This is a genomic window from Brevundimonas sp., from assembly GCF_030656255.1.
In the GTDB taxonomy this organism is placed as follows: domain Bacteria; phylum Pseudomonadota; class Alphaproteobacteria; order Caulobacterales; family Caulobacteraceae; genus Brevundimonas.
The window spans coordinates 1-20,970 of sequence record NZ_JAUSOE010000170.1 but is presented as its reverse complement, the minus strand read 5'-3'; the positions used below and the strand labels follow the sequence as shown (position 1 = coordinate 20,970).

Genomic DNA, 20,970 nt, shown 5'->3' with positions numbered 1-20,970 from the left:
CAGAGAAACGGCCGGCGCGGTGGCCAGGGTCTGGGCGTCGATCACATCTGTGGCGATCGTTGTGGCGCGCTGGCTTATGCCATAGGGCGCGCCGGTGACGATGATGTCGTCAAGGGCGACCGGCTGTGTCGGGCTGGTCTGTGTCGGTGTGGTCTGGGCCGAAGCGGCGCCCGCGAGCAAGGCGGAGGCGGCGGCTCCAAGCAGCAAGAAACGGGGGGAGGAAGTCAGACGCATGAGAAATCTTTCACCGGAGGGTGCGTCAGTTATGAGATAACATCACACTTGGTCAAGATCGTCGCACCCCTGCGAGTCTCATCCTCATGGCCTGTGGCGGATGGGAGACTGTGATCCGTGACCTGCAACGGTCAGATTCTGTGAACCGTCAGCCCCGCTCGGCCCACTTCAGCAGGGGAATGAGCGGCAGACCCCAGGCCGTGCCGCCGACGCCGAAGAACAGGAAGTCGATCCACGGGGAGGGGGGCAGGAGCCCGCGCAGGGCGATCAGGCCCCAGACCCAGAAGATCAAAAAAACCAGCACGCCCACGGCCGCGACGAATCGGCGCGCACGGGGCGGCATCAGCGCTTGTTCCGGAACAGGAAGAAGGCCACCAGGCAGACGCCTGACCCGATCAGGGCCCAAGGAACCCAAACCCAGCCGTCCATGGTGCTGACGGCGAAAACCCGCACCGCCAGGAACCAACCGCAGGCCAGGCCGACGCCGGACACCAGGCTGGTTCCACCAAAGCCGCGACGCCCGGTGAGCAGATCGGCGATCCAGGCCAGCAGAAGTCCGCCCAGAACGGCGGCGGCGATGTCGGCGTATTCCAACCCTGATCTCCTGCGGCGTCAGCGCCGTTAACTCAATCCGACTCGATCTTGTCGCGTCGGGCGGGCATACCGCCACGGTCGCGATTTGGTCACGGTCGAGCGCGACACCATATCCGGGTCAGTGTCGGGCGTCGAATGAACCGTTTCGGAAATCCAGATCGCAATCGCGCCGTCGCTGTGTGGCTGTTCGCCACGGCGGCCGTCGTCTTCCTGATGGTGGTGGTCGGGGGCATTACTCGCCTGACCGGATCGGGTCTGTCGATCACGGAATGGCAGCCCATCATGGGCGCGATCCCGCCGTTGAACGACGCCCAGTGGGCCGAGGCCTTCGACAAATACAAACAGATCCCCCAGTACGCCCAGATTAACACCGGCATGAGCCTGGGCGAATTCCAGGGCATCTTCTGGTGGGAATGGCTGCACCGCCTGATCGGGCGTGTGATCGGCCTGGTGTTCGCCCTGCCGCTGATCTTCTTCCTGGCGTGCAGGGTGTCACCGCAACGTTCGTTCCTGCGGCAATGGGCCATGCCCGACCGGCTGATCTGGCGCTGCGTGCTGCTGCTCGCCCTGGGCGGTCTGCAAGGCTTGATCGGCTGGTGGATGGTGTCCAGCGGTCTATCGGAACGGGTCAGCGTCGCGCCCGAGCGCCTGGCGACCCACCTGGGCCTGGCCTTCATCCTGTTCGCCGCCCTGATCTGGACCGGGCTTGAAGCCTGGAACGGCGAGGATCACGGGCGTTCGCCGGGCGGTTGGGCGCGCGGGGCCGGGATGCTGCTGGGCGTGGTCTTCTTACAGTGTCTGCTGGGCGCCCTGGTCGCGGGCGGTCATGCCGGGCTGGTCTATACCGACTGGCCGCTGATGGACGGGGCGGTCCTGCCGCCGGCCGACTGGAGCCTGGGCGCTTCAGCCTTCCTGCATGACAAGGCCCTGATCCAGTTCAATCACAGGCTTGTGGCCTATGGGCTGTTGATCGCTGTCAGCATCTACGCCTTCCAGGCCTGGCGCTGGCGCGTGGCCGAGGGAATGGGGCTGGCGGCCTTTGTTCTGGCCGCCGTGGTCTGGTTCCAGGCCGTGCTGGGGATTGTCACCCTGATGCACGCCGTGCCGGTGTGGCTGGGCGTGCTGCACCAGGCCGGGGCCGCCGTCGTCCTGGCTGTGGCGACGGCGAACCTTTGGCTGGTGTTGCGGGCTCAGCCCCGGATCTTCATGTCCGGACCGAGGACCATGGGCCTCTGATCGCCAGGGTCATGCCCGGGTACATGATGTTGACGAACAGCACCTCGCCGTCGGGCGAGAAACAGGCGCCCGCGAACTCGGAGTTGCCGGTGAAGACGTTGCGGCCGATCGTATAGACCTTGCCGTCCGGGGTGACGCCCTTCAGGTGGTTGCGGACGTCGGTGGAATAGTTGTCCTCGCACAGGATCAGGTGGCCCCACGGCGCGATGGTGATGTTGTCGGCCATGTTCATGGTCTTCAGGTCCGTGCTTTCCACGAACAACTGGAGCCGATCGGCTGCGCCGTTCAGGCCGGGAACCAGCCGCATGACCTGGCCGCGATGGATCGGCCCGCCCGAGGTGGCGGTGAAGTACATTTCATCGTCGCCCCACCAGACGCCTTCCCCGCGCGCCACCAGGGCCGCGCCCGCCGCATGGCCGCGCTTGGCCAGGTCGCCGTTCGGGGATTCGACGTCGTCCAGGTCGATCCATTCGATCTCGCGCCAGTCGCCGACCTCCCACGTGCGGGCGTCATGGTTGCGGGTGTCCGCCGACGGGACGCCCTTCCACGCCAGGGCTTGCAGTTTGCCGCCTTCCGCCAGCTTGGCCGGCGTTTTCGGAATGAAGCGATAGAACAGACCGGTGTGATCGTCCTCGGTCAGATAGACCATGCCGGTGCGCGGATCGATGCAGACGGCCTCGTGATCGAACCGGCCCATGGCCTTCAGCGGCACGGGATCGACCAGGCCGGTCGCGGTCGCCGGCACCTCGAACACCCAGCCGTGGCTCTTGGCCACGTCCGCGTCGGCCGGCGTCTCAAGGGTTTCCTCACAGCTCAGCCAAGTGCCCCAGGGTGTCGGGCCGCCGCAGCAGTTGGTCGAGGTGCCGGCCAGGGTCAGGTGCTGGCTGACCTTCTGGCGGGTTTGGAGATCATAGATGATGGTGGAGCATCCGCCGGGCAGGGGGCGACCGTCCTTGTAGGTGTCATAGACCTTGCCAGAGTTCAGCAGGCCGAGCCGTTCTTCGTTCAGACCGCCTGGCCCCAGGTTGCGGTGCAGGCCGTTGGAGCCCTTGAGTTCGTGGTTGACCACCAGAGCGACCTTGGAGCCTTCCAGCGGGAAGCAGGCCATGCCGTCGGGTTGACCCGGAACGAACAGGCCGTCGTCCATGGTGTCGCCGCCTTGGACCACGACCTGGTAGGAGAAGCCCTCGGGCAGATCCAGCAGCAGGTTCGGATCGCGGATCAGCGGGCCATAGCCGTGGACCTCGTTGACATAGGTTTCTTCGCCGGCGGTCTGGGCGGAGGCGTGGCGGGCCAGCCCTGCAAAGGCGAGGGCGGCGCTCGAGGCGAACAGGCCGCGACGGTGAAGATTCATAAGGAGGCTCCGAAGGGTTTGGTCCCCGATGACGCCGAATGGCTATGGTTTGATGACGAACGCCGTTAATTTGTAACGGAGAAACAGTTCGTTTCGGCGGGTATTTTAATACCGTATATAGAATACCATTTTAAAACAGTATCTTGCATCACATGTCGCACTTTCAGGTGCGTTGACGCGGCGTATCGTCTCCTGTATCAGCGCGCCTTCATTCGGTTCCCTCGGGGGCCGGACCCGATTTTCGTCTCCAGGAACCCCCTCAATGCTGAAGAGCACCACGGCTTCGTTGAAGCCGGCCGAGGTCGAGAAGAAATGGATCCATATCGACGCCGAAGGCGTCGTTGTGGGCCGTCTCGCGACCTTCATCGCCAACCGTCTGCGCGGCAAGCACCGCGGCGACTACACCCCGCACGTTGATTGCGGCGACTATGTCGTCGTCACCAACGTCGACAAGGTCGTGTTCACCGGCAAGAAATCGACCGACAAGGTCTATTATCGCCACACCGGCCACCCGGGCGGCGTCAAGTCGACGACCCCGGAGAAGGTTCTGGGCGGCCGCTTCCCCGAGCGCGTGCTCGAGAAGGCCGTCGAGCGCATGCTGCCGAAGGAAAGCCCGCTGGCCCGCAAACAGATGACGCACCTGCGCCTGTTCGCCGGCGGCGCACACGAACATGAAGCCCAGCAACCGGAAACGATCGACTTCAAGTCGGCGTCGCCCAAGAACACCCGGAGCGTCTGAGCATGACCGACGTGACCAATACCGAAGCCGCCACCGGCTTTGACGCCCTGAAGGGCCTGAGCTCTTCGGTCGAGAACGACGCCCCCGTCTATGTCCAAAAGCTGGACGCCCAGGGCCGCGCCTATTCGACCGGCAAGCGCAAGAACGCCATCGCTCGCGTCTGGGTTAAGCCCGGCACCGGCAAGATCACCGTCAACGGCAAGGATCAGGAGCAATATTTCGCTCGTCCCGTGCTGCGCATGATGATCGCCCAGCCCCTGACCGTTTCGGACCGCGCCACCCAATATGACGTGATCTGCACCGTCGAAGGTTCGGGTCTGTCCGGCCAGGCCGGCGCCATCCGCCACGGCCTGTCGCACGCCCTGACGCATTTCGAACCGGAACTGCGCAAGGTCCTGAAGCCGCACGGCTTCCTGACCCGCGACAGCCGCGTCGTCGAGCGTAAGAAGTACGGCCGCGCCAAGGCTCGCCGTTCGTTCCAGTTCTCGAAGCGCTAATCGCGTTCACGCGGTTTGGATTTGGGGCGCTTCGGGGAGACCCGGAGCGCCCTTTTTCTATAAGTCTCAGAGATCGCGAATTCGTGATCCCCTCTCTCCGACCCTTTGTGACTTCAGCTTTCCTGTCGTGGCGACCCCATGTTGCCCCATATGATCTCGTATAGTCCGACGTGAAATCAGCGGCTGGTCGAGGGCTGTTTTAGAGTTCTGTGGTTCCGCCCTTGACGGATAATCCCAATCTGACCCCTAATACCCGAAGGGATTGCACATCTTATTCGCTAATGCGGAGATGTGCCTGGTGTCCAAAAATACAAAATCTCCAGAGAAACCGCTCCACTCGGTTTCCATTCGAGTGCTCGGGTTAAGCATAGATGGCACAGGCTGGGCAGGGGTCGCCGCCGTTCCTGTAATTCTGGCTGTCGTATGCTTTGCTGGTGCGGCCCTCGGGGATGGAGCAAGTCGGCTTGCCCGATTGTCCTCACAATCCAACGCCATTACTGAAAGTGCCCCGGCGACGAGCGGGGCGAAGGATTGAGTAGTTGACCCACACCATCTTCATCGACGGCGAGGCCGGCACCACGGGGCTAGAGATCCGCGAGCGGCTGGAGGCGCGCTCGGATCTGGAGCTGATCCTGCTGGGCGACCGTCGGCGCGACGTCGAGGCGCGGCGCGAGGCCCTGAACAGCGCCGACGCCGTGATCTTGTGCCTGCCGGACGATGCGGCGCGCGAAGCGGTGGCCATGGTGGAGAACCCGTCGGTCAAGGTGATCGACGCCTCGACCGCCTATCGGGTCGCGCCCGGCTGGGCCTATGGCTTTCCTGAGATGGACGAAGGCCAGCGCGCGCTGATCGCGCGGTCGCAATTCGTGTCCAACCCCGGCTGCTATCCGACCGGCTTCATCGGCCTGATGCGGCCGCTGGTGAAGGCGGGCCTGGTCCCGGCCGGCCATCCGGTCACGGTCAATGCGGTCTCGGGCTATTCCGGCGGCGGCAAGGCCATGATCGCCGAGTTCGAAGCTGAAGGCGCTGCAACCGCCTATCGCGCCTATGGTCTGGCGCTGAAGCACAAGCACGTGCCGGAAATGACGAAACACTCGGGGCTGGGCCGCGAGGTGCTGTTCGCCCCCGCGGTGGGGAATTACCGCCAAGGCATGCTGGTCGAGATTCCGCTGCACCTCGCCGCCCTGCCGGAGACGCCTTCGGTCGAGCGGATCCACGGCGCCCTGGTCGAGGCCTATGAAGGCCAGAGGTTCGTCGAGGTGGTCGATCTGGACGAGACCGAGGCCATGGTTGGTCTGGAGCCCGAGGCGTTGAACGGCACGAACCGCTTGCGTCTGCACGTCTTCGGCGACCGGTCGGGCGAACAGGTGCGTCTGGTCGCTCTGCTGGACAATCTGGGCAAGGGCGCGTCGGGCGCGGCGGTGCAGAACCTGAACATCATGCTTGGACTGCATGAGGCGACAGGGCTGAACTGAGCCCCTGATCTGAAGCCCTGATCTGAAGAAGGGACGAGGCGAGAAACCTTTCTCTTCGTCCCATCGTACTGGGTGGCATGACCCAGTCCCCGATCCTCCATCGACGCGGCCTTCTGGCAGGCGCCGGCGCGCTGGCCTTGGCCGCCTGTTCGCCCGAGCCGTCCCAGGCGGGGCAGGGGCCCTACGCCGCCTCGCCCTATCGTCGCGTGACGGACGCCGAATGGCGACGGCGGCTGGGCGACGCCGCCTGGCGCGTGATGCGGCACGAGGGCACCGAACGCCCCTACACCAGCCCGCTGAACGACGAACATCGACGCGGGACCTTCGTCTGCAAGGGCTGCGACCTGCCGCTGTTCCGCTCGAACTGGAAGTTCGATTCCCGCACCGGCTGGCCCAGTTTCTATGAGGTCATCGCCGCCAACATCGGCCGCAAGCGCGACCTGGCCATCGGCATTCCCCGCACTGAATACCACTGCGCCCGGTGCCTGGGACATCAGGGCCATGTATTCAACGACGGGCCGCGTCCTACGGGTCTGCGCTACTGCAACAACGGCGTCGCGCTGAAGTTCGTGTCGGCCTAGCGCCGGTTGGCGCGCACAGCCGAATCGACCGTCACCCCGAACCAGACGGCGGCGATGATGATCAGCAGGCCGTAGTCGTGGCCCGGCAGGAAGACCGGAGCGACGGCGGCGGCGATGACCAGCAGGGGAAACAGGCCGGCCCAGGCGGCGGTTGCGGGCGAGGCCGCATGTATGACCGGCTGCGGCGTCGGGCGGTTCATCCGGCGGGCCATCCAGCCGTTCAGGGCGACGAACAGGCCCGCACAGACCACGGCGCTGATCACATATTTGGCCGTATTGCCCGGCTCGCCGAAGGTCGCCGCCGTCACGATCAGCAGGACCAGGGCGACGCCCGTGCTGACGGACAGCAGGATATTGGGTTCGATACGGTTCAAGACTTCACTTTCACATACAGACCCGGCGCCGGGGCCAGGGGTGGAAGCGGACCCTTAGCAGGGTCTCGGGCCGGAATCCTGGCGCCCGAGCGATCATGCAGCCAGCCGGCCCAGTGCTCCCACCAACTGCCCGGATGCTCAGCCGCCCCGGACTGCCACTCGGCCAGGGTCTCGGGCAGGGCGGCGTTGGTCCAGTGCTGGTATTTCCGCGCCGCCGGGGCGTTGATCACCCCGGCGATATGGCCCGACCCGGCCAGGGTGAAGGTCACGTCCGGGCTGCCGAACAGACGGGCCGAACGATAGACCGAGTTCATCGGCGCGATGTGATCCTCGCGGCTGGCCTGGAAATACAGGGGGATGGCGACCTTCGACAGGTCCGCCGTCAGGCCGCCGATCTCGAACACGCCGCGCGCCAGGGCGTTGGCGCCGTACATCTGGCGCAGATAGGCCAGGTGCAGGGTCTTTGGCATCCGGGTCTGGTCCGCGTTCCAGAACAACAGGTCGAAGGCCGGCGGATCCTTGCCCAGCAGATAGTTGCTGATGAAGAAGGACCAGATCAGGTCGTTGGAGCGCAGGGCGTTGAAGGTGTCGGCCATGGCCGCACCGGGCAGGACCCCGCCGGCGGCGTCCATCTGGCGCTCGATCTCGGCGATCCAGTGTTCGTCGGTGAACAGCAGCAGGTCGCCGGCTTCGGCGAAGTCGTGCTGGGCCGCGAAGAAGGTGGCGGCGGCGATCCGCGTGTCGCTCCGCGCCGCCATGTGGGCCAAGCCTGCGCCCAGCAGGGTGCCGCCGATGCAATAGCCGACGGCGTTCAACTGGTCTGCGCCCGTCTGTTCCAGCGTCTTGTCGATGGCGCGATAGACGCCCTTTTCCAGATACTCGTCGAAGCCGAATCCCGCCTTGTCGAGGTCCGGATTGACCCAGGAACAGACGAAGACGGTGAAGCCCTGGGCCGACAGCCAGCGGATCATCGAATTGGTTGGCTGAAGGTCCAGGATATAGAATTTGTTGATCCAGGGCGGAAAGATCAGCAGGGGAATCTGATGCTGGGTCTCGGTCGCCGCATCATACTGGATCAGCTCGAACAGGTCGTCGCGCCACACCACTTGGCCCGGCGCGGTGGCGACGTTCTCGCCGACGACGAACTTGCCGTAGTCGGCCTGGCTGATGCGCAGCGAACCGCCGCCGCGTTCCAGATCGGCGACGAAATTCTGCATCCCCTTGACCAGGGATTCGCCGCTGGTTTCGGCCAGGGCCTTCAGGGCCACCGGGTTGGAGGCCAGGAAGTTGGACGGTGAGAAGGCGTCGGTCAGCAGGCGAGTGAAGAACTGGGCGCGCTGCTTGACCGCCGGATCGACGTCCTCGACCCCTGCGATCAGCCCGTTCATCCAGTCCGAGGTCAGAAGGTATGAGCGCCGCATCATGTCGAACATCGGATTGTCCGACCAGGCGGGATCCTTGAACCGCTTGTCGGCGGGGGCGGGCGGCATCGGTTCGCCGGCCGCCTGACGTGCTGTGCCGGTCCACAGGTCCATATAGCGGCTGAACAGGTCGGCCTGGGCCTGGAACAGTTTTTCGGGGCGCGAGGCCAGGCTGCTCATGACCGAGGTCATGGCGGGGCCGACATGGAACGGGTCGGCCGACAGGGCGGCGGGGCGGTCGGCTTGAGACAGGGCGGCCTCGGCGAGCGCGCTCTGGGCCATCATGGCCGCCTTGGCCAGGTTCATGGACAGGGTTTCGAGCAATTGGGCCTGGTCGGCGCCAGGGAAGGGGGCGGAGGCGGGCTCGGCGGGCGTCTCGGCGGAGGGGGCGGCGTCCGGCGATTCGATCTTGGGCTCGGGCGCCGGCGTCTTGGCGCGCGGCGGGCGGGGTTTGGCCGAGGTGGGGCGCCCGGGTTTGCGCGGGGTCTTCGCGATTGGGGCGTCATCAAGCGGCGTAGGCTTAGGCGTCTTAGCCGCCGCAGGTTTGGACGGTCCTGGCTTGGAAGCGGCAGGCTTGGCCTTCCGGGCGGCGCCTTTTGGGGCGGGCTGGGAAGTCGGGGTCTTGTCTTTCGGAGCTTGGGCCATGGATTTCCTTCGCCTTCCTGGGTGCAGAGGGCCGGTTCGACGCCTCGCCCTTCCGCACGACGCGATGATGGCATAAGACCGACCCCGACATGAACGCGCACTTTCGAAAAAGAACGAGGCTGACGGCTTCTTTGCTCTGCCTGGCGTCGCTGTCGGCGTCTCTGGGGGCCTGTGCGCGCTCGTTTGCGCCGAGCACCGATCCGACCTCGCCCATCGCGCCGCGGGTTCAGGCCCTGGTCGACGCCAATCGCCATTATCCCAGCTGGGAGAACTTCCCCGCCGCGCCGGCCGACCTGCCGCAGGCGACCCAGGTCGCGGCCCAGGTCCAGGCGCTGGAAGGTCAGGGCGGGGCCTTGGGCGGCGAGGTGGCGCGGATCGACTGGACGCTGGGCGACGCCGAAACCCTGGCCGCCGAGACCCGCGCCCAGGTCGGAGCCGTTCCCGTGTCGCCGGATTCGGCCCGCACCGAGGCCGAGATCGACGCCTTCGCCCAGAGCCTGCGCGATCGCGCCAAGGCGCCGCCGCCGATTGATCGGCGTCCGGTTGAATGAGCCGGTCGCCGGGGATCGAGAATCCCCGGATGATGCGACGATGGCGGACGACGGCGGCTTCAAGATCGATAGTGCATTTCTGGGGGTGACCCAGTCCCTGTCCGGCCGGGCCTGGCGTCAACGCCCGGCCGAGGCTGCGACCATTCGCGCCCACATGCAGGGGCTGGGCCTGGAAGAGCCGTTGGCGCGGGCCCTGGCCTCGCGCGGCGTGCGGGCGGATCAGGGGGCGGACTTCCTGACCCCGACCCTACGCGCCCTGTTCCCCGATCCCTCCAGCTTCATGGACATGGACGCCGCCGCCGAGGCCCTGCTGGATGCGTTCCAGGCCAAGTCTCAGGTTCACATCTTCGCCGACTATGATGTGGACGGCGCCTCCAGCGCGGCCCTGCTGGTGCGCTGGTTTCGCGCCATGGGGGCGGACCTGCCCATCTATGTCCCGGACCGGCTGACCGAGGGCTATGGCCCCAGCGCCAAGGCCTTCGACACCTTGAAGGCGGCCGGCGCCGACCTGGTGGTGACGGTGGATTGCGGCGCGGCGGCGAACGAGGCCCTGGCCCATGCGGCGGCCATCGACCTGAAGATCGTCGTCATCGACCACCATCTGATGCGCAGCGAACCGCCCAAGGCGCTGGCGGTCGTCAATCCGAACCGGCCCGGCTGTAACTCGGGCCAGGGCAATCTGGCGGCGGCCGGGGTGGTCTTTGTTCTCTTGGCCGCCCTGAACCGCGAGGCGCGGCGGCGCGGCCTGTTCACGGACCGGCCCGAGCCTGATATTCGCCAATGGCTGGATCTGGCCGCCCTCGGCGCCATCTGCGACGTCACGGCCCTGACCGGGTTCAACCGCGCCCTGACGGGGCTGGGGCTGAAGGTCATGAGCGACTGGAAGAACCCCGGCCTGCGCGCCCTGCTGGCGGCCGCCGGCGCCGAACAGGGGCCGGCCAAGAGCAATCACGCCGGCTTTATACTGGGGCCGCGCATCAACGCCGGCGGGCGGATCGGCCGGTCGGACCTGGGGGCGCGCCTGTTGTCGACCGACGACCCGGCCGAGGCCGAGGCCCTGGCGCTGGAGCTGGACGCCTTGAACCTGTCACGCCGCGAGGTCGAGCGGACCGTGACGGAGGCCGCCGTCCGCCGCGTCGAGGCGACCGGCGCCCATGCCGACGAATCCGCCCTGGTCGTGGTGGCGGGCGAGGACTGGCACCCCGGCGTGGTCGGGATCGTCGCCGGACGGCTGCGTGAACGCTGGCGCAAGCCAGTGATCGTCATCGGGCTGGATCCGGTCACGGGACTGGGCAAGGGATCGGGCCGGTCGCAGCCGGGCATGAACCTGGGTCGCGCCATCCAGGCGGCGTGGGAAGCGGGTATTCTTTTGGCCGGCGGCGGGCATGCCATGGCGGCCGGTCTGACGATGGACGGCGCACGACTGGCCGAACTGACCGACTTCCTGAACGACCGGCTGGCCGGCGAACGGATCGAGGCGGTGGCGATGGATGCGCTGGAGATCGACGCCTTGATCGATCCGGGCGCAGCGACCCGGGCCCTGTTCGAATCGTTCGAGCAACTGGCCCCCTTCGGTCCCGCCAATCCCGAGCCGGTCTTCGCCCTGAACGGGGTGCAGGCCCGTGGGCCGGTTCAGATGAACGGCGGCCATGTCCGCTGTCGCCTGGTCGGGCCGGACGGCGCTTCCGTGCGCGCCGTGGCCTGGCGTTGCGCCGATCTGCCGACCGGACAAGCGCTGCTGAGCGGGCAGGGGGGGCTGAATGTCGTCGGCCGTCTGAAGGCGGATGACTGGAACGGCCGTCGCGGCGTGCAGTTCGAGATCGAGGACGTCGCCGATCCCCGCAGGGTTTGAGCCGCGCGAACGCGCCCGCGACCGTCGCAAAAAACTCGAAATCCGCGCTTGCACCCGTCCGAGGGCGCGGCTATATCGCCGGCTCTCCCGCGCAGCGGTCCCTTCGTCTATCGGTTAGGACGTCAGGTTTTCAACCTGAAAAGAGGGGTTCGACTCCCCTAGGGACTGCCACGCGGGATGAATACGGGCCGTGCCGATAGGCCGACCGAGCGGCTTTTCCCTCTTCATCTGAATCCTGCCCCACGCAGATTGTCCTTTGGGGCAAAACCATTCCGAGTGGTGTCTTTCGCGTGACACAACTGGAAGGTTTCCGCCAGAAGGTGCAAGTTTCGGGCGCCTTTCCCCCATTTTGACCTTTCCAAAGATTCGCGGAACAGTGTTAAACGTAATCGTTGTCCGTAAGAGGAGCGGACGGGGGTTTAAAAATTTGTCTGACTACGATGAGATGGAAACGGCGGAGACCGTTCGTGTCGTCGGGCGCGTGAAGTGGTTCGATCCGGCGAAGGGCTATGGCTTCATCGTTCCGGATGACCCGACGTTGACCGAGTTACGGGATGTTCTTCTGCACATCAGCAGTCTGCGCGACACCGGCCGCGAAACGGCTGATGAAGGCGCGCCTATTGTCTGCGATTGTGTTCGCCGATCGAAAGGCTGGCAGGCGGTCGAAATCCACGATCTGGGGGCCGGCGAAGCGAGCGTCGTCGTGCGCCGTCCCGCACCCATGGCCGAGGCTGTCCCGACGTCGCCCCAAGGCGATGCGGACCTGGAGCCGGCCATGGTCAAATGGTTCAATCGCACAAAGGGTTATGGATTCGTGGTGCGTGAACGCGAACCCGGCGATATCTTCGTCCACATCGAAACCCTGCGACGCTGCGGCCTGGACGATCTCGTGCCGGGCGATACGGTGCAGGTGCGATTCGCCAGCGGTCCCAAGGGGCTGGTGGTGGCTGAAATCAGACCGGGCGGCTGATCGAGCGGCCCCAGGAAGGGCGCATGATCAACGCGACAAGACGTTTAGTTATGGCCGGCCTGATGGCGCTCGCCGTCGCCGGATGCGCCGCGAAAGCGCCGGACGGGCCGAACGGCGAACCCCTGCAGAAACTGGCCGTGGTGACGGCGTCGGGCGAACACCCGTTCTGGGTCGAGATCGCCGACGAAGAGCCTGAGCGTCAGCGAGGCCTCATGTTCCGCCCCCCGCTGGACGATGATCGGGGCATGCTGTTCCAGTGGCCCGGAGAAGCGCCGCGGGAACAGAGCTTCTGGATGCGCAACACGCCCAGTTCTCTGGACATTCTCTATATCGATCCGAAAGGCCGGATCGTGTCGATCGCCTCTCACGCCACGCCCTTTTCCGAGGCTCCGATACCGTCGAACGGGGCGGCGAACGGCGTGCTGGAACTGCGCGCGGGTCGGGCGGCCGAGATCGGCGCCAAGCCCGGCGACAGGATTTTGCATCCTTATTTCAAGCCTTGATTGCGGATCGCGCGGCGAAGTGCCAATAGAGCGCTCCGTTCGGTCCGGGGTGTAGCGCAGCCTGGTAGCGCATCTGGTTTGGGACCAGAGGGTCGGAGGTTCGAATCCTCTCGCCCCGACCAATGGACGGCCGCTGGATTCCGTGTCCCGCGCGCGTTATGGCAGGTCCTATGGACCTGCCGATCACTAGGGATACCGCCATGCTCGCCCGCATCTACCGCCCAGCCAAGACCGCTATGCAGTCCGGCAAGGCCAAGAGCCGCGACTGGCGCCTGGAGTTCGAACCGGCCTCGGCCCGCACCCTGGATCCGCTGATGGGCTGGACCAGTTCGTCGGACATGAACGGTCAGGTGCGCCTGGCCTTTGATTCGAAGGAAGAGGCCGTGGCCTACGCCGAGCGTCACGGCATTCCGTTCCGCCTGCACGAGCCGAACGAAGCCCCGACGATCCTAAAGGCCTACGCCGACAATTTCGCCACCAATCGCAAACAGCCCTGGACGCACTGACGCCCTGCTCGCTGCCGAGCGCCCTTAGCTCAACCGGATAGAGCACCCGCCTTCTAAGCGGACGGTTGCAGGTTCGAGTCCTGCAGGGCGCGCCATGTTCCGACGGCGCCGCTGAAAGTCAGTCCATGACCGATCCCAAGATCTCGTACGCCGGCCAGATCCGCGTCGCGGCCCTGTATCGATTCGCCGGGATCGACGATGTCGAGGCGGTTCGGGCGCGGCTGCAGGCCGTCTGTGAAGACAGCGCCGTCAAGGGCACGCTGCTGGTCGCGACCGAAGGGCTGAACGGCACCATCGCGGGACCGGAATCCGGCATCGAGGCGGTGCTGGCCGATATATGCGCCATTCCCGGTTTCCCCGACCTGGAGGTCAAATACGCCTGGACCGGCGACATGCCGTTTCTGCGGATGAAGGTCCGCATCAAGCGCGAGATCGTCACCATGGGCCAGCCGGACCTGGATCCGGCGCGACAGGCGGGGGTCTATGTCGCGCCTGCGGACTGGAACGCCCTGATCGCCGATCCGACCACCCTGGTGATCGACACTCGCAATGACTACGAGGGCGAGATCGGCGCCTTCGAGCGGGCCGTGCAGCCGAACACCCGCAGCTTCCGCGACTTTCCCCACTGGTTCCGCACCGAGGGCCGCGCCCTGCTGGACCAGATGAAGCCGCAGCGGGTGGCCATGTACTGCACCGGAGGCATCCGCTGCGAGAAATCGACCGCCTTCCTGAAGGCCGAGGGGGTCGAGAACGTCCACCATCTTGAAGGTGGAATCCTGCGCTATCTGGAAGAGGTCGAACCGACCGACAGCCTGTGGCGCGGCGACTGTTTCGTCTTCGACGAGCGGGTCTCGGTCGGTCATGGCCTGGTTCAGGGCGATCACACCCTTTGCCGCGGCTGCCGCATGCCCCTGGACGCCGAAGGCCGGGCCTCGCCCCATTTCATCGAGGGCGTCTGCTGTGAACGCTGCCGCGACACCCGCGACGACGCGCAGAGGCTGCGCTACGCCGAGCGTCAAAGACAGATCGAGATCGCCCGTGTGCGTGGAATCGATCACCTGGGCCGCCACAAAGACGGGTGATCTTCAGGCTCTGGCGGGACGAGGATGAAGTGAAGGGACCGGCCGGTGCGCAGAAGACAAATGCGCTGTGTCTGCCGACAATCTTAGCCCCGAGTGGCTCCGCGGGTAGGATTCGAACCTACGACCAGCCGATTAACAGTCGGCTGCTCTACCACTGAGCTACCGCGGAACTGCTCGGGAGGCGGGCCTATAGCAGCGGCCATTCGATTCGTGCAATGGGAAAAACGACGAATGCGCACGATCTCCATCAATGACCCCGAAGACGCCCGGATCTCCGGCTTTCGCGATATCCGCGAACGCGACCTGACGGGCCGCGAGGGCCTGTTTGTGGCTGAGGGCGAGGTGGTGGTGCGGGTGCTGGCCTCGACCGCGTCGCGATGCCGGCCGCGCGCCCTGCTGCTGGCGGAGAAACGGGTGACCGGCCTGAACGACGTCATCGCAGCGCTTTCGCCATCGATCCCCGTCTATGTCGCCGGTCAGGCCGTGCTGGACCGGATCGCCGGATTTCCGCTTCACCGGGGCATTCTTGCCCTGGGCGAGAAGCCTAGCGCGCCGCCGGTCGAGGCCATGCTGGAGGCGGTCACGGACGGGGATGTGTTCGTGATCGCCAGCGGCATCGGCAATCACGACAATATGGGCGGGGTGTTCCGCAATGCGGCGGCCTTTGGCGCGCGGGCGGTCTTGCTGGACGAGACCTGCTGCGATCCCTTTTACCGCAAGGCTATTCGGGTCTCGGTAGGCGCTGTGCTGCGGACCCCGTTCACGGTCGGCGGATCGGCCGAGGGGCTGGTGGCCGCGATGCAGGCGGCGGGTGTGGAGGTGCTGGCCCTGACCCCCTCGGCGACGCTGAGGCTGGCGGACTATCGGCCCAGGGGCCCCGTCGCCCTGATGGTGGGGTCAGAGGGGCCGGGCCTGCCCCGCGCGGTGATTGATCGGTGCCGCGCCGTCGGCGTGCCTATGGCGGGGGGCTTTGATTCGCTGAATGTCGCCGTGACCAGCGCCCTGGCGCTTCATCATGTGACCAGCGGGCGGCCCTCGGACTGACGCCGACGTTCACCAGGATGTTAGGGCGTTAAGGTTTTGTGCACCTTGCGCGGCGGCCGAAACTATGGCGAACCTTGTTCTCGTTGGTGTGGGGGCGCACGATGAACATTCTGTATTTTCTGAACCGAAACGTCCGGGCTGCGATCTTCATCGCCGTCGGGGTCGCCGGTCTGGGCGCGGCGGGCCTGATCGGATGGGTGACTGCGCCGATCAGCTGAGCGTTTAAGCTCGGTAGAGACGAAAAAGGCGCGGATCCCAGGATCCGCGCCTTTTGTTCGTTTGCCGCGATGGAGGCCTGACCGGGAATCGAACCCGGGTGCAAGGATTTGCAGTCCTCTGCGTCACCACTCCGCCATCAGGCCGCTTGTGTCCCCGATTTCTCGGGGGCGGTCATCGCGAGGGGCGTTCGCTATCAGATCGGATTGTCCGCTGCAACGCGCGGAACTATAAGCGCGCAAGATTTCCTCCCTGACTATCGATTGAAGGCTGCCCAAAGATGGATTTCACCGCCGAGCGCAAGGCCCTGGTCGATTCGCAGGTCCGCGTGAACGATGTGACCAATCACGAGATCCACATGGCCATGATGGAGGTTCCGCGTGAACGCTACTGTGCGCCGGACCGCGTCTTCGCCGCCTATTCGGATGCTTCGGTCGAGATCGCGGGCGACCGCAAGCTGATGCCGGCGCGCGACGTCTCCAAGCTGTTGCAGGCCGCCGATGCGCGGGAAGGGGAGAAGGCCCTGGCCATCGCCGCCCCCTACGCCGCTGCGGTGCTGGCGCGCATGGGCCTGACGGTCACGGCCCAGGAGGCGGATCAAGCCGTGTTCGACGTGGTGGGCGAGGCCCTGGCCGAAGACGGGGTGGCCACGGCCGTGGCGCCCCTGGCGTCGCCGGTCGGCGAGAACTGGGACCTGATCGTCTGCGAGGGCGGTGTGGCGGCCCTGCCGGACGCCTGGGGCGATGCCCTGCGCACCGGCGGCCGCCTGGTGGTGGTCGAGCGCCGCAGCGCCATCGGCAAGGCGGCTCTTTATGTGAAGGGGCGCGAAGGCCTGTCGCGACGCGAACTGTTCGATTCGTCGCCGGCCCTTCTGGCCGAACTGACGCCGGCGCCTACATTTGCGCTTTGAAAAGACAGACACGCCTGCGCTCGCCGTCTGCGTGAAAAAAACTTAACTGGCGTCAGATCGACTGAGGCCGCAGTTACGCTTGATGACATTCGGGCGCTCCCGGGGGCGTCAGGCAAGGACGGACAATGTTGAAACGCTCGCGTGTGCTGGCTTCGGCCGCTGTGGTGGCTCTCGTGACGGGACTGGGCGCGCCCGCCTGGGCCGAGACGCTGCAGGAAGCCATCGCCCTGGCCTATCAGACCAACCCCAGCCTGCTGGCCCAGCGGGCCAACCAACGCGCGCTGGACGAGACTGTGGTCCAGGCGCGGTCGGGGCTGCGCCCCACGCTCAGCGCCTCGGCCGGAGTCGATTACACCCGTAGCGATTTCCCGACCCTCACCCAGTTCGTGGACACGAACGGCGACGGCGTGCCTGACACCCAGGTGTCCAGCTCCTCGTCCGAGAGCGACCAAGCCACTGTGGGCCTCAGCCTGTCCCAGAACATCTGGACCGCCGGCCGCACGTCCCTGGCCATTGATCAGGCCCGGGCCGGCGTGATGGCGGGTCGTGAGAACCTGCGCGAGATCGAACAGTCGGTCATGCTGTCGGTGATCCAAGCCTATGTGAACGTCACCCGCGACATGGAAATCCTGCGCATCCGCCAGGAAAACCTCGCCGTGCTGCAACGCCAGTTGGAAGAGACCAGCGCCCGATTCGAAGTCGGCGAGATCACCCGCACCGACGTGGCCCAGGCCGAGGCCTCGCTGGCCCAGTCCGAGGCCGACCTGGCCAATGCTCAGGCGCAACTCTCGACGACCCGCGCCGCCTACGCCGCTGTCGTGGGCCAGTCGCCCAGCGATCTTGAAACCGCGCCGGTCCTGCCGACCGTGCCGGCGGATTTCGACGCCGCCATGGAGACCGCTCTGGCGCGCAATCCGGGCGTGCTGTCGGCGGGTTATTCCTTGCAAGCCGCCGAGGCCGCCGTCGCCGCCGCGCGGGCGGAATATCTGCCTTCGGTTCGCGCCACCGCCTCCTATGGCGGCACGGCGACCGATCTGGGCAATCTGGACGAACTGGCGGATCGACGCAGCTTCACCGCCGGGGCCACCTTGTCCGTGCCATTGTTCACCGGCGGCCTGAACCGGTCGCGTGTCGCCCAGGCGCTTGAACAGGCCAACGCCGCCCAGATCGCCGTCGAGGGCGAGCGTCGCACCGTGCTGCAGAACGTCAGCTCGGCCTATGCCCAGGTCCTGTCGACCCGTTCGAACGTCGCCGCCGGCGAAGAAGCGGTCCGCGCCGCCTCGGTCGCCGCCGAGGGCGTGCGCCAGGAGGCGCAGGTCGGCCTGCGCACCACGCTGGACGTGCTGAACCAGGAAGTGACCCTGCGGGCGTCGCAGACCTCGCTGGCCACCGCCCGCGCCGCCGAATATGTGGCCCGCGCCTCGCTGCTGTCCGCCATGGGCCAGCTTGAAGGGCCGAACCTGAACGCCAACCTGAACGTCTATGACGCCAAGACCAACTATGACCGCGTCCGCAATCGCGGCGCTCTGCCCTGGGACGGCGTGATTGAGGCCCTGGACCGGGTCGCCTCGCCGCCGGTCGTCGACGCCGACGACGCGCAGGATGCGCCGATCGACACTCAACTGAAGGGCGATGTGATCCGCACCGCCCCCGGCGCATGACGCCCGCCTGACGAAAGAGGGCCAAAACGCCCGTTGATTCCGGCGGGCGTTGATGCGACGACAATATCCTGGGGTCGGGAAGACTTGGTCTTCCGGTCCCGGACCCGTGCATGGCGTTTGGGGGCGACCTCCACGCCCCAGTTTCATCCCAGGCCTCTCCCAGGGTTAAGTCATGACCGATCAGTCCGCCCAGGAACCCACCATGGAGGAGATCCTGGCGTCGATTCGCCGGATCATCTCCGAAGACGACGCCCCCGCCGAGGCGCCGCCGGTCGCCGCCGCGCCGGAGCCCGCGCCCGAACCGGCGCCTGAGCCCGAACCGGTGCCCGAGCCTGAGCCTGCGGCGGTCGAGAATATTTTCGCTGCGCCTGCAGAGCCGGAGCCGCAGCCGGAACCCGAGGTCGCTGATGACGACGTCCTTGAGCTGACGGAACTTTATGAGGCGCCCGCCTCGGAAACCATTGGCGACCTGGACATCGTCGAGGCTGCGCCTGAGCCGGTCGTTTCCGCGCCCGAGCCTGTCGAAACGCCTGCTCCGGCCTATGACTCATTGGTCGGCGAAAGTGCAGCCGCCAGCGCCGCCTCGGCCTTCGCCGGTCTGGCCGCTTCGTTCAAGAAGCCTGAGCCCGCTGCGTCTTCTTCGACGGAAATGCCCTTCGTCAGCGGCAACACCGTCGAGGCCATGGTCGCCGAGATGCTGCGTCCGATGCTGAAGGACTGGTTGGACAACAACCTGCCCGCCATCGTCGAGGCGGCGGTACAGAGGGAAGTCGAACGCATCGCGCGCAGCGCCTAGCCCTTCGCTTCACCGCAGACTAATCGAGGGGCGGCTCCTGCAGGGGCCGCCCTTTGTCATTCAAGGCCGTCTCCTGGCCGCACGACAACGATCAAAGAAGACCCATGCTCGAGAAGACCTTCGAACCCCAGGCCGCCGAACCCCGTCTGTACGCCCAGTGGGAAGAGAGCGGCCTGTTCGCGCCTCGCACGGAAGGGGCGCAGGGTGCCTATTCGATCGTCATTCCGCCGCCGAACGTGACGGGCAGCCTGCATATCGGCCATGCGCTGAACAATACGCTGCAGGACATCCTGGCCCGCTATCACCGGATGAAGGGCAAGGCCGTGCTGTGGCTGCCGGGCACGGACCACGCAGGCATCGCCACCCAGATGGTGGTCGAGCGTCAGTTGGCGGCGGCGGGCAATGTCGGGCGGCGGGACATGGGCCGCGACGCCTTCATTGAGAAGGTCTGGGAATGGAAAGCCGAGAGCGGCGGGACCATCGTGCGCCAGCTGCGTCGACTGGGCGCTTCCTGCGACTGGTCACGCGAGCGGTTCACCCTGGACGAGGGGTTGAACGCCGCCGTGCGCAAGGTCTTCGTGCAACTGCACAAGGAAGGCCTGATCTATCGCGACAAGCGGCTGGTGAACTGGGATCCGCATTTCCAGACCGCGATCTCGGATCTGGAGGTCGAGCAGCGCGAGGTGGACGGCGCCTATTGGCATTTCGCCTATCCGCTGGCCGACGGCGTGACCTATCAACACCCCATCGCCTTTGACGAGGACGGTAAGGCGACGGAGTTCGAGACGCGCGACTTCATCGTCGTGGCCACGACCCGGCCGGAGACCATGCTGGGCGACACCGGCGTGGCGGTTCATCCCGAGGATGAGCGGTACAAGGGGCTGGTCGGCAAGTACGTGACCCTGCCCATCGTCGGCCGGCGCATCCCGATCGTGGCCGACGACTATGCCGATCCGACCAAGGGGTCGGGCGCGGTGAAGATTACGCCGGCGCATGACTTCAATGACTTCGGGGTCGGCAAGCGGGCCGGCCTGCCGTCGCTGAATATCCTCGACGCGTTTGGCCGCATCACCGACGTGGATACGCCGGACGTGCCGTCGGAATATGTCGGCGTCGACCGTTTCGCCGCGCGCAAGGCCATCGTCGCCCGCGCCGAAGAAGAGGGCTGGCTGCGCGAGATCGAGAAAACCAAGCATGTCGTGCCGCACGGCGACCGTTCCGGCGTCGTCATCGAGCCGTGGCTGACGGACCAGTGGTACGTTGACGCCAAGGTCCTGGCCCAGCCCGCGCTGAAGGCGGTGGAGCAGGGCGACACGGTGTTCGAGCCGAAGTCGTACGAGAAGATCTATTTCGAATGGCTGAGGAACATCGAACCCTGGTGCATCTCGCGCCAGCTCTGGTGGGGGCACCGCATTCCGGCGTGGTATGGACCCGACGGGACCATCTTCGTCGAGGAGAGCGAGGACGAGGCCCGGGCCGCCGCGCACAGACACTACGGCGCCGACACGGCCCTGACCCAGGACGAGGACGTCCTCGACACCTGGTTCAGCTCGGCCCTGTGGCCGTTCTCGACCATGGGCTGGCCGGAGAAGACCGACGACCTGAAGCGCTTCTATCCGACCAGCGATCTGGTGACGGCGGCGGACATCATCTTCTTCTGGGTTGCCCGTATGATGATGATGGGACTTCACTTCATGGATGAGGTTCCGTTCAAGCGGGTCATCATCAA

General features: G+C 66.0%; 21 protein-coding genes, 5 tRNA genes and 1 pseudogene. 19 read left to right on the top strand and 8 right to left on the bottom strand.

What is annotated here, in order from left to right; translation table 11 throughout:
• The 3 genes and pseudogenes from Q7J26_RS17055 to Q7J26_RS17045 all read right to left on the bottom strand — a co-directional run.
• A pseudogene (locus Q7J26_RS17055) lies at positions 1–234 on the bottom strand (TonB-dependent receptor); the annotation flags it as partial.
• Between the two features lie 148 nt (positions 235–382).
• Positions 383–577, bottom strand: coding sequence for a DUF2842 domain-containing protein (locus Q7J26_RS17050; RefSeq protein ID WP_304937544.1), 195 nt, complete (start codon positions 575–577; stop codon positions 383–385).
• Complete coding sequence (locus Q7J26_RS17045) at positions 577–828, bottom strand: transglycosylase (RefSeq protein WP_304937543.1); 252 nt, start codon at positions 826–828, stop codon at positions 577–579. Before Q7J26_RS17045 ends, Q7J26_RS17050 begins: the two co-directional genes overlap by 1 nt.
• 135 nt (positions 829–963) lie before the next feature.
• Between Q7J26_RS17045 and Q7J26_RS17040 the strand changes: the two genes are divergently transcribed.
• Positions 964–2,064: a COX15/CtaA family protein gene (locus Q7J26_RS17040; RefSeq protein ID WP_304937542.1), complete on the top strand. Its 1,101-nt coding sequence runs from the start codon at positions 964–966 to the stop codon at positions 2,062–2,064.
• Here Q7J26_RS17040 and Q7J26_RS17035 read toward each other — a convergent pair.
• The gene (locus tag Q7J26_RS17035) at positions 2,033–3,418 is read right to left on the bottom strand and encodes an alkaline phosphatase PhoX (protein WP_304937541.1); all 1,386 of its coding nucleotides are present in this window, start codon (positions 3,416–3,418) and stop codon (positions 2,033–2,035) included. The two genes, Q7J26_RS17040 and Q7J26_RS17035, sit on opposite strands and share 32 nt — an antisense overlap.
• A gap of 265 nt (positions 3,419–3,683) precedes the next feature.
• Between Q7J26_RS17035 and rplM the strand changes: the two genes are divergently transcribed.
• The 4 genes from rplM to msrB all read left to right on the top strand — a co-directional run bounded on the left by rplM (position 3,684) and on the right by msrB (position 6,710).
• Positions 3,684–4,157, top strand: a complete 474-nt coding sequence (gene rplM / locus Q7J26_RS17030) for a 50S ribosomal protein L13 (RefSeq protein ID WP_183196355.1) — start codon at positions 3,684–3,686, stop codon at positions 4,155–4,157.
• A gap of 2 nt (positions 4,158–4,159) precedes the next feature.
• Positions 4,160–4,654, top strand: a complete 495-nt coding sequence (gene rpsI / locus Q7J26_RS17025; RefSeq protein ID WP_183195297.1) for a 30S ribosomal protein S9 — start codon at positions 4,160–4,162, stop codon at positions 4,652–4,654.
• Positions 4,655–5,193: 539 nt separating this feature from the next.
• Complete coding sequence (argC, locus tag Q7J26_RS17020; RefSeq protein ID WP_304937540.1) at positions 5,194–6,129, top strand: N-acetyl-gamma-glutamyl-phosphate reductase; 936 nt, start codon at positions 5,194–5,196, stop codon at positions 6,127–6,129.
• 77 nt (positions 6,130–6,206) lie between these two features.
• Entirely contained in the window at positions 6,207–6,710 is a 504-nt protein-coding gene (msrB, locus tag Q7J26_RS17015; RefSeq protein ID WP_304937539.1) for a peptide-methionine (R)-S-oxide reductase MsrB, read from the top strand.
• Here the strand turns inward: msrB and Q7J26_RS17010 are convergent.
• Positions 6,707–7,084, bottom strand: coding sequence for a hypothetical protein (locus Q7J26_RS17010; RefSeq protein WP_304937538.1), 378 nt, complete (start codon positions 7,082–7,084; stop codon positions 6,707–6,709). The two genes, msrB and Q7J26_RS17010, sit on opposite strands and share 4 nt — an antisense overlap.
• Entirely contained in the window at positions 7,081–9,150 is a 2,070-nt protein-coding gene (gene phaC, locus Q7J26_RS17005; protein ID WP_304937537.1) for a class I poly(R)-hydroxyalkanoic acid synthase, read from the bottom strand. Before phaC ends, Q7J26_RS17010 begins: the two co-directional genes overlap by 4 nt.
• A gap of 131 nt (positions 9,151–9,281) precedes the next feature.
• Here phaC and Q7J26_RS17000 point away from each other — a divergent pair, with 131 nt between their 5' ends.
• The 9 genes from Q7J26_RS17000 (at position 9,282) to Q7J26_RS16960 (ending at position 14,614) form a co-directional block, all read left to right on the top strand.
• Positions 9,282–9,701 (top strand): hypothetical protein, encoded by a 420-nt coding sequence (locus Q7J26_RS17000; protein WP_304937536.1) that lies wholly within the window; start codon positions 9,282–9,284, stop codon positions 9,699–9,701.
• A 40-nt stretch (positions 9,702–9,741) separates the two neighbouring features.
• Entirely contained in the window at positions 9,742–11,553 is a 1,812-nt protein-coding gene (gene recJ / locus Q7J26_RS16995) for a single-stranded-DNA-specific exonuclease RecJ (RefSeq protein ID WP_304937535.1), read from the top strand.
• Positions 11,554–11,649: 96 nt separating this feature from the next.
• Positions 11,650–11,724 (top strand) — tRNA-Glu (locus Q7J26_RS16990).
• Between the two features lie 274 nt (positions 11,725–11,998).
• Positions 11,999–12,523: a cold-shock protein gene (locus tag Q7J26_RS16985; RefSeq protein WP_304937534.1), complete on the top strand. Its 525-nt coding sequence runs from the start codon at positions 11,999–12,001 to the stop codon at positions 12,521–12,523.
• A 23-nt stretch (positions 12,524–12,546) separates the two neighbouring features.
• On the top strand, positions 12,547–13,026 hold the full coding sequence (locus Q7J26_RS16980; RefSeq protein WP_304937533.1) for a DUF192 domain-containing protein: 480 nt from the start codon (positions 12,547–12,549) through the stop codon (positions 13,024–13,026).
• Positions 13,027–13,071: 45 nt separating this feature from the next.
• Positions 13,072–13,148 (top strand) — tRNA-Pro (locus Q7J26_RS16975).
• Between the two features lie 78 nt (positions 13,149–13,226).
• Positions 13,227–13,532: an ETC complex I subunit gene (locus tag Q7J26_RS16970; RefSeq protein ID WP_304937532.1), complete on the top strand. Its 306-nt coding sequence runs from the start codon at positions 13,227–13,229 to the stop codon at positions 13,530–13,532.
• Positions 13,533–13,550: 18 nt separating this feature from the next.
• Positions 13,551–13,627, top strand: a tRNA-Arg gene (locus Q7J26_RS16965).
• Between the two features lie 30 nt (positions 13,628–13,657).
• Entirely contained in the window at positions 13,658–14,614 is a 957-nt protein-coding gene (locus Q7J26_RS16960; protein WP_304937531.1) for a rhodanese-related sulfurtransferase, read from the top strand.
• Between the two features lie 94 nt (positions 14,615–14,708).
• Here the strand turns inward: Q7J26_RS16960 and Q7J26_RS16955 are convergent.
• A tRNA-Asn gene (locus Q7J26_RS16955) sits at positions 14,709–14,783 on the bottom strand.
• Between the two features lie 62 nt (positions 14,784–14,845).
• Here Q7J26_RS16955 and Q7J26_RS16950 point away from each other — a divergent pair.
• Positions 14,846–15,658, top strand: coding sequence for an RNA methyltransferase (locus Q7J26_RS16950; RefSeq protein ID WP_304937530.1), 813 nt, complete (start codon positions 14,846–14,848; stop codon positions 15,656–15,658).
• A gap of 288 nt (positions 15,659–15,946) precedes the next feature.
• Here Q7J26_RS16950 and Q7J26_RS16945 read toward each other — a convergent pair.
• Positions 15,947–16,020, bottom strand: a tRNA-Cys gene (locus Q7J26_RS16945).
• Positions 16,021–16,154: 134 nt separating this feature from the next.
• Here Q7J26_RS16945 and Q7J26_RS16940 point away from each other — a divergent pair.
• The 4 genes from Q7J26_RS16940 to Q7J26_RS16925 all read left to right on the top strand — a co-directional run.
• Positions 16,155–16,784, top strand: a complete 630-nt coding sequence (locus Q7J26_RS16940) for a protein-L-isoaspartate O-methyltransferase (protein WP_304937529.1) — start codon at positions 16,155–16,157, stop codon at positions 16,782–16,784.
• A gap of 125 nt (positions 16,785–16,909) precedes the next feature.
• A complete protein-coding gene (locus Q7J26_RS16935; RefSeq protein ID WP_304937528.1) occupies positions 16,910–18,445 on the top strand; it encodes a TolC family outer membrane protein in 1,536 nt (511 codons plus the stop codon).
• 172 nt (positions 18,446–18,617) lie between these two features.
• Complete coding sequence (locus Q7J26_RS16930; protein WP_304937527.1) at positions 18,618–19,241, top strand: DUF2497 domain-containing protein; 624 nt, start codon at positions 18,618–18,620, stop codon at positions 19,239–19,241.
• A gap of 104 nt (positions 19,242–19,345) precedes the next feature.
• The coding region (locus Q7J26_RS16925) for a valine--tRNA ligase (RefSeq protein WP_304937526.1) at positions 19,346–20,970 on the top strand (1,625 nt) is incomplete at its 3' end.

Coding starts and splice junctions, on each gene's coding strand:
- recJ (WP_304937535.1), top strand. CDS start 9,742: ATGGCGGACGACGGCGGCTTCAAGATCGATAGTGCATTTCTGGGGGTG.
- Q7J26_RS17040 (WP_304937542.1), top strand. CDS start 964: ATGAACCGTTTCGGAAATCCAGATCGCAATCGCGCCGTCGCTGTGTGG.
- Q7J26_RS16970 (WP_304937532.1), top strand. CDS start 13,227: ATGCTCGCCCGCATCTACCGCCCAGCCAAGACCGCTATGCAGTCCGGC.
- Q7J26_RS16960 (WP_304937531.1), top strand. CDS start 13,658: ATGACCGATCCCAAGATCTCGTACGCCGGCCAGATCCGCGTCGCGGCC.
- rpsI (WP_183195297.1), top strand. CDS start 4,160: ATGACCGACGTGACCAATACCGAAGCCGCCACCGGCTTTGACGCCCTG.
- Q7J26_RS17035 (WP_304937541.1), bottom strand. CDS start 3,418: ATGAATCTTCACCGTCGCGGCCTGTTCGCCTCGAGCGCCGCCCTCGCC.
- Q7J26_RS16940 (WP_304937529.1), top strand. CDS start 16,155: ATGGATTTCACCGCCGAGCGCAAGGCCCTGGTCGATTCGCAGGTCCGC.
- Q7J26_RS16930 (WP_304937527.1), top strand. CDS start 18,618: ATGACCGATCAGTCCGCCCAGGAACCCACCATGGAGGAGATCCTGGCG.
- Q7J26_RS16985 (WP_304937534.1), top strand. CDS start 11,999: ATGGAAACGGCGGAGACCGTTCGTGTCGTCGGGCGCGTGAAGTGGTTC.
- Q7J26_RS16935 (WP_304937528.1), top strand. CDS start 16,910: ATGTTGAAACGCTCGCGTGTGCTGGCTTCGGCCGCTGTGGTGGCTCTC.
- phaC (WP_304937537.1), bottom strand. CDS start 9,150: ATGGCCCAAGCTCCGAAAGACAAGACCCCGACTTCCCAGCCCGCCCCA.
- msrB (WP_304937539.1), top strand. CDS start 6,207: ATGACCCAGTCCCCGATCCTCCATCGACGCGGCCTTCTGGCAGGCGCC.
- Q7J26_RS17050 (WP_304937544.1), bottom strand. CDS start 577: ATGCCGCCCCGTGCGCGCCGATTCGTCGCGGCCGTGGGCGTGCTGGTT.
- Q7J26_RS16950 (WP_304937530.1), top strand. CDS start 14,846: ATGCGCACGATCTCCATCAATGACCCCGAAGACGCCCGGATCTCCGGC.
- Q7J26_RS16980 (WP_304937533.1), top strand. CDS start 12,547: ATGATCAACGCGACAAGACGTTTAGTTATGGCCGGCCTGATGGCGCTC.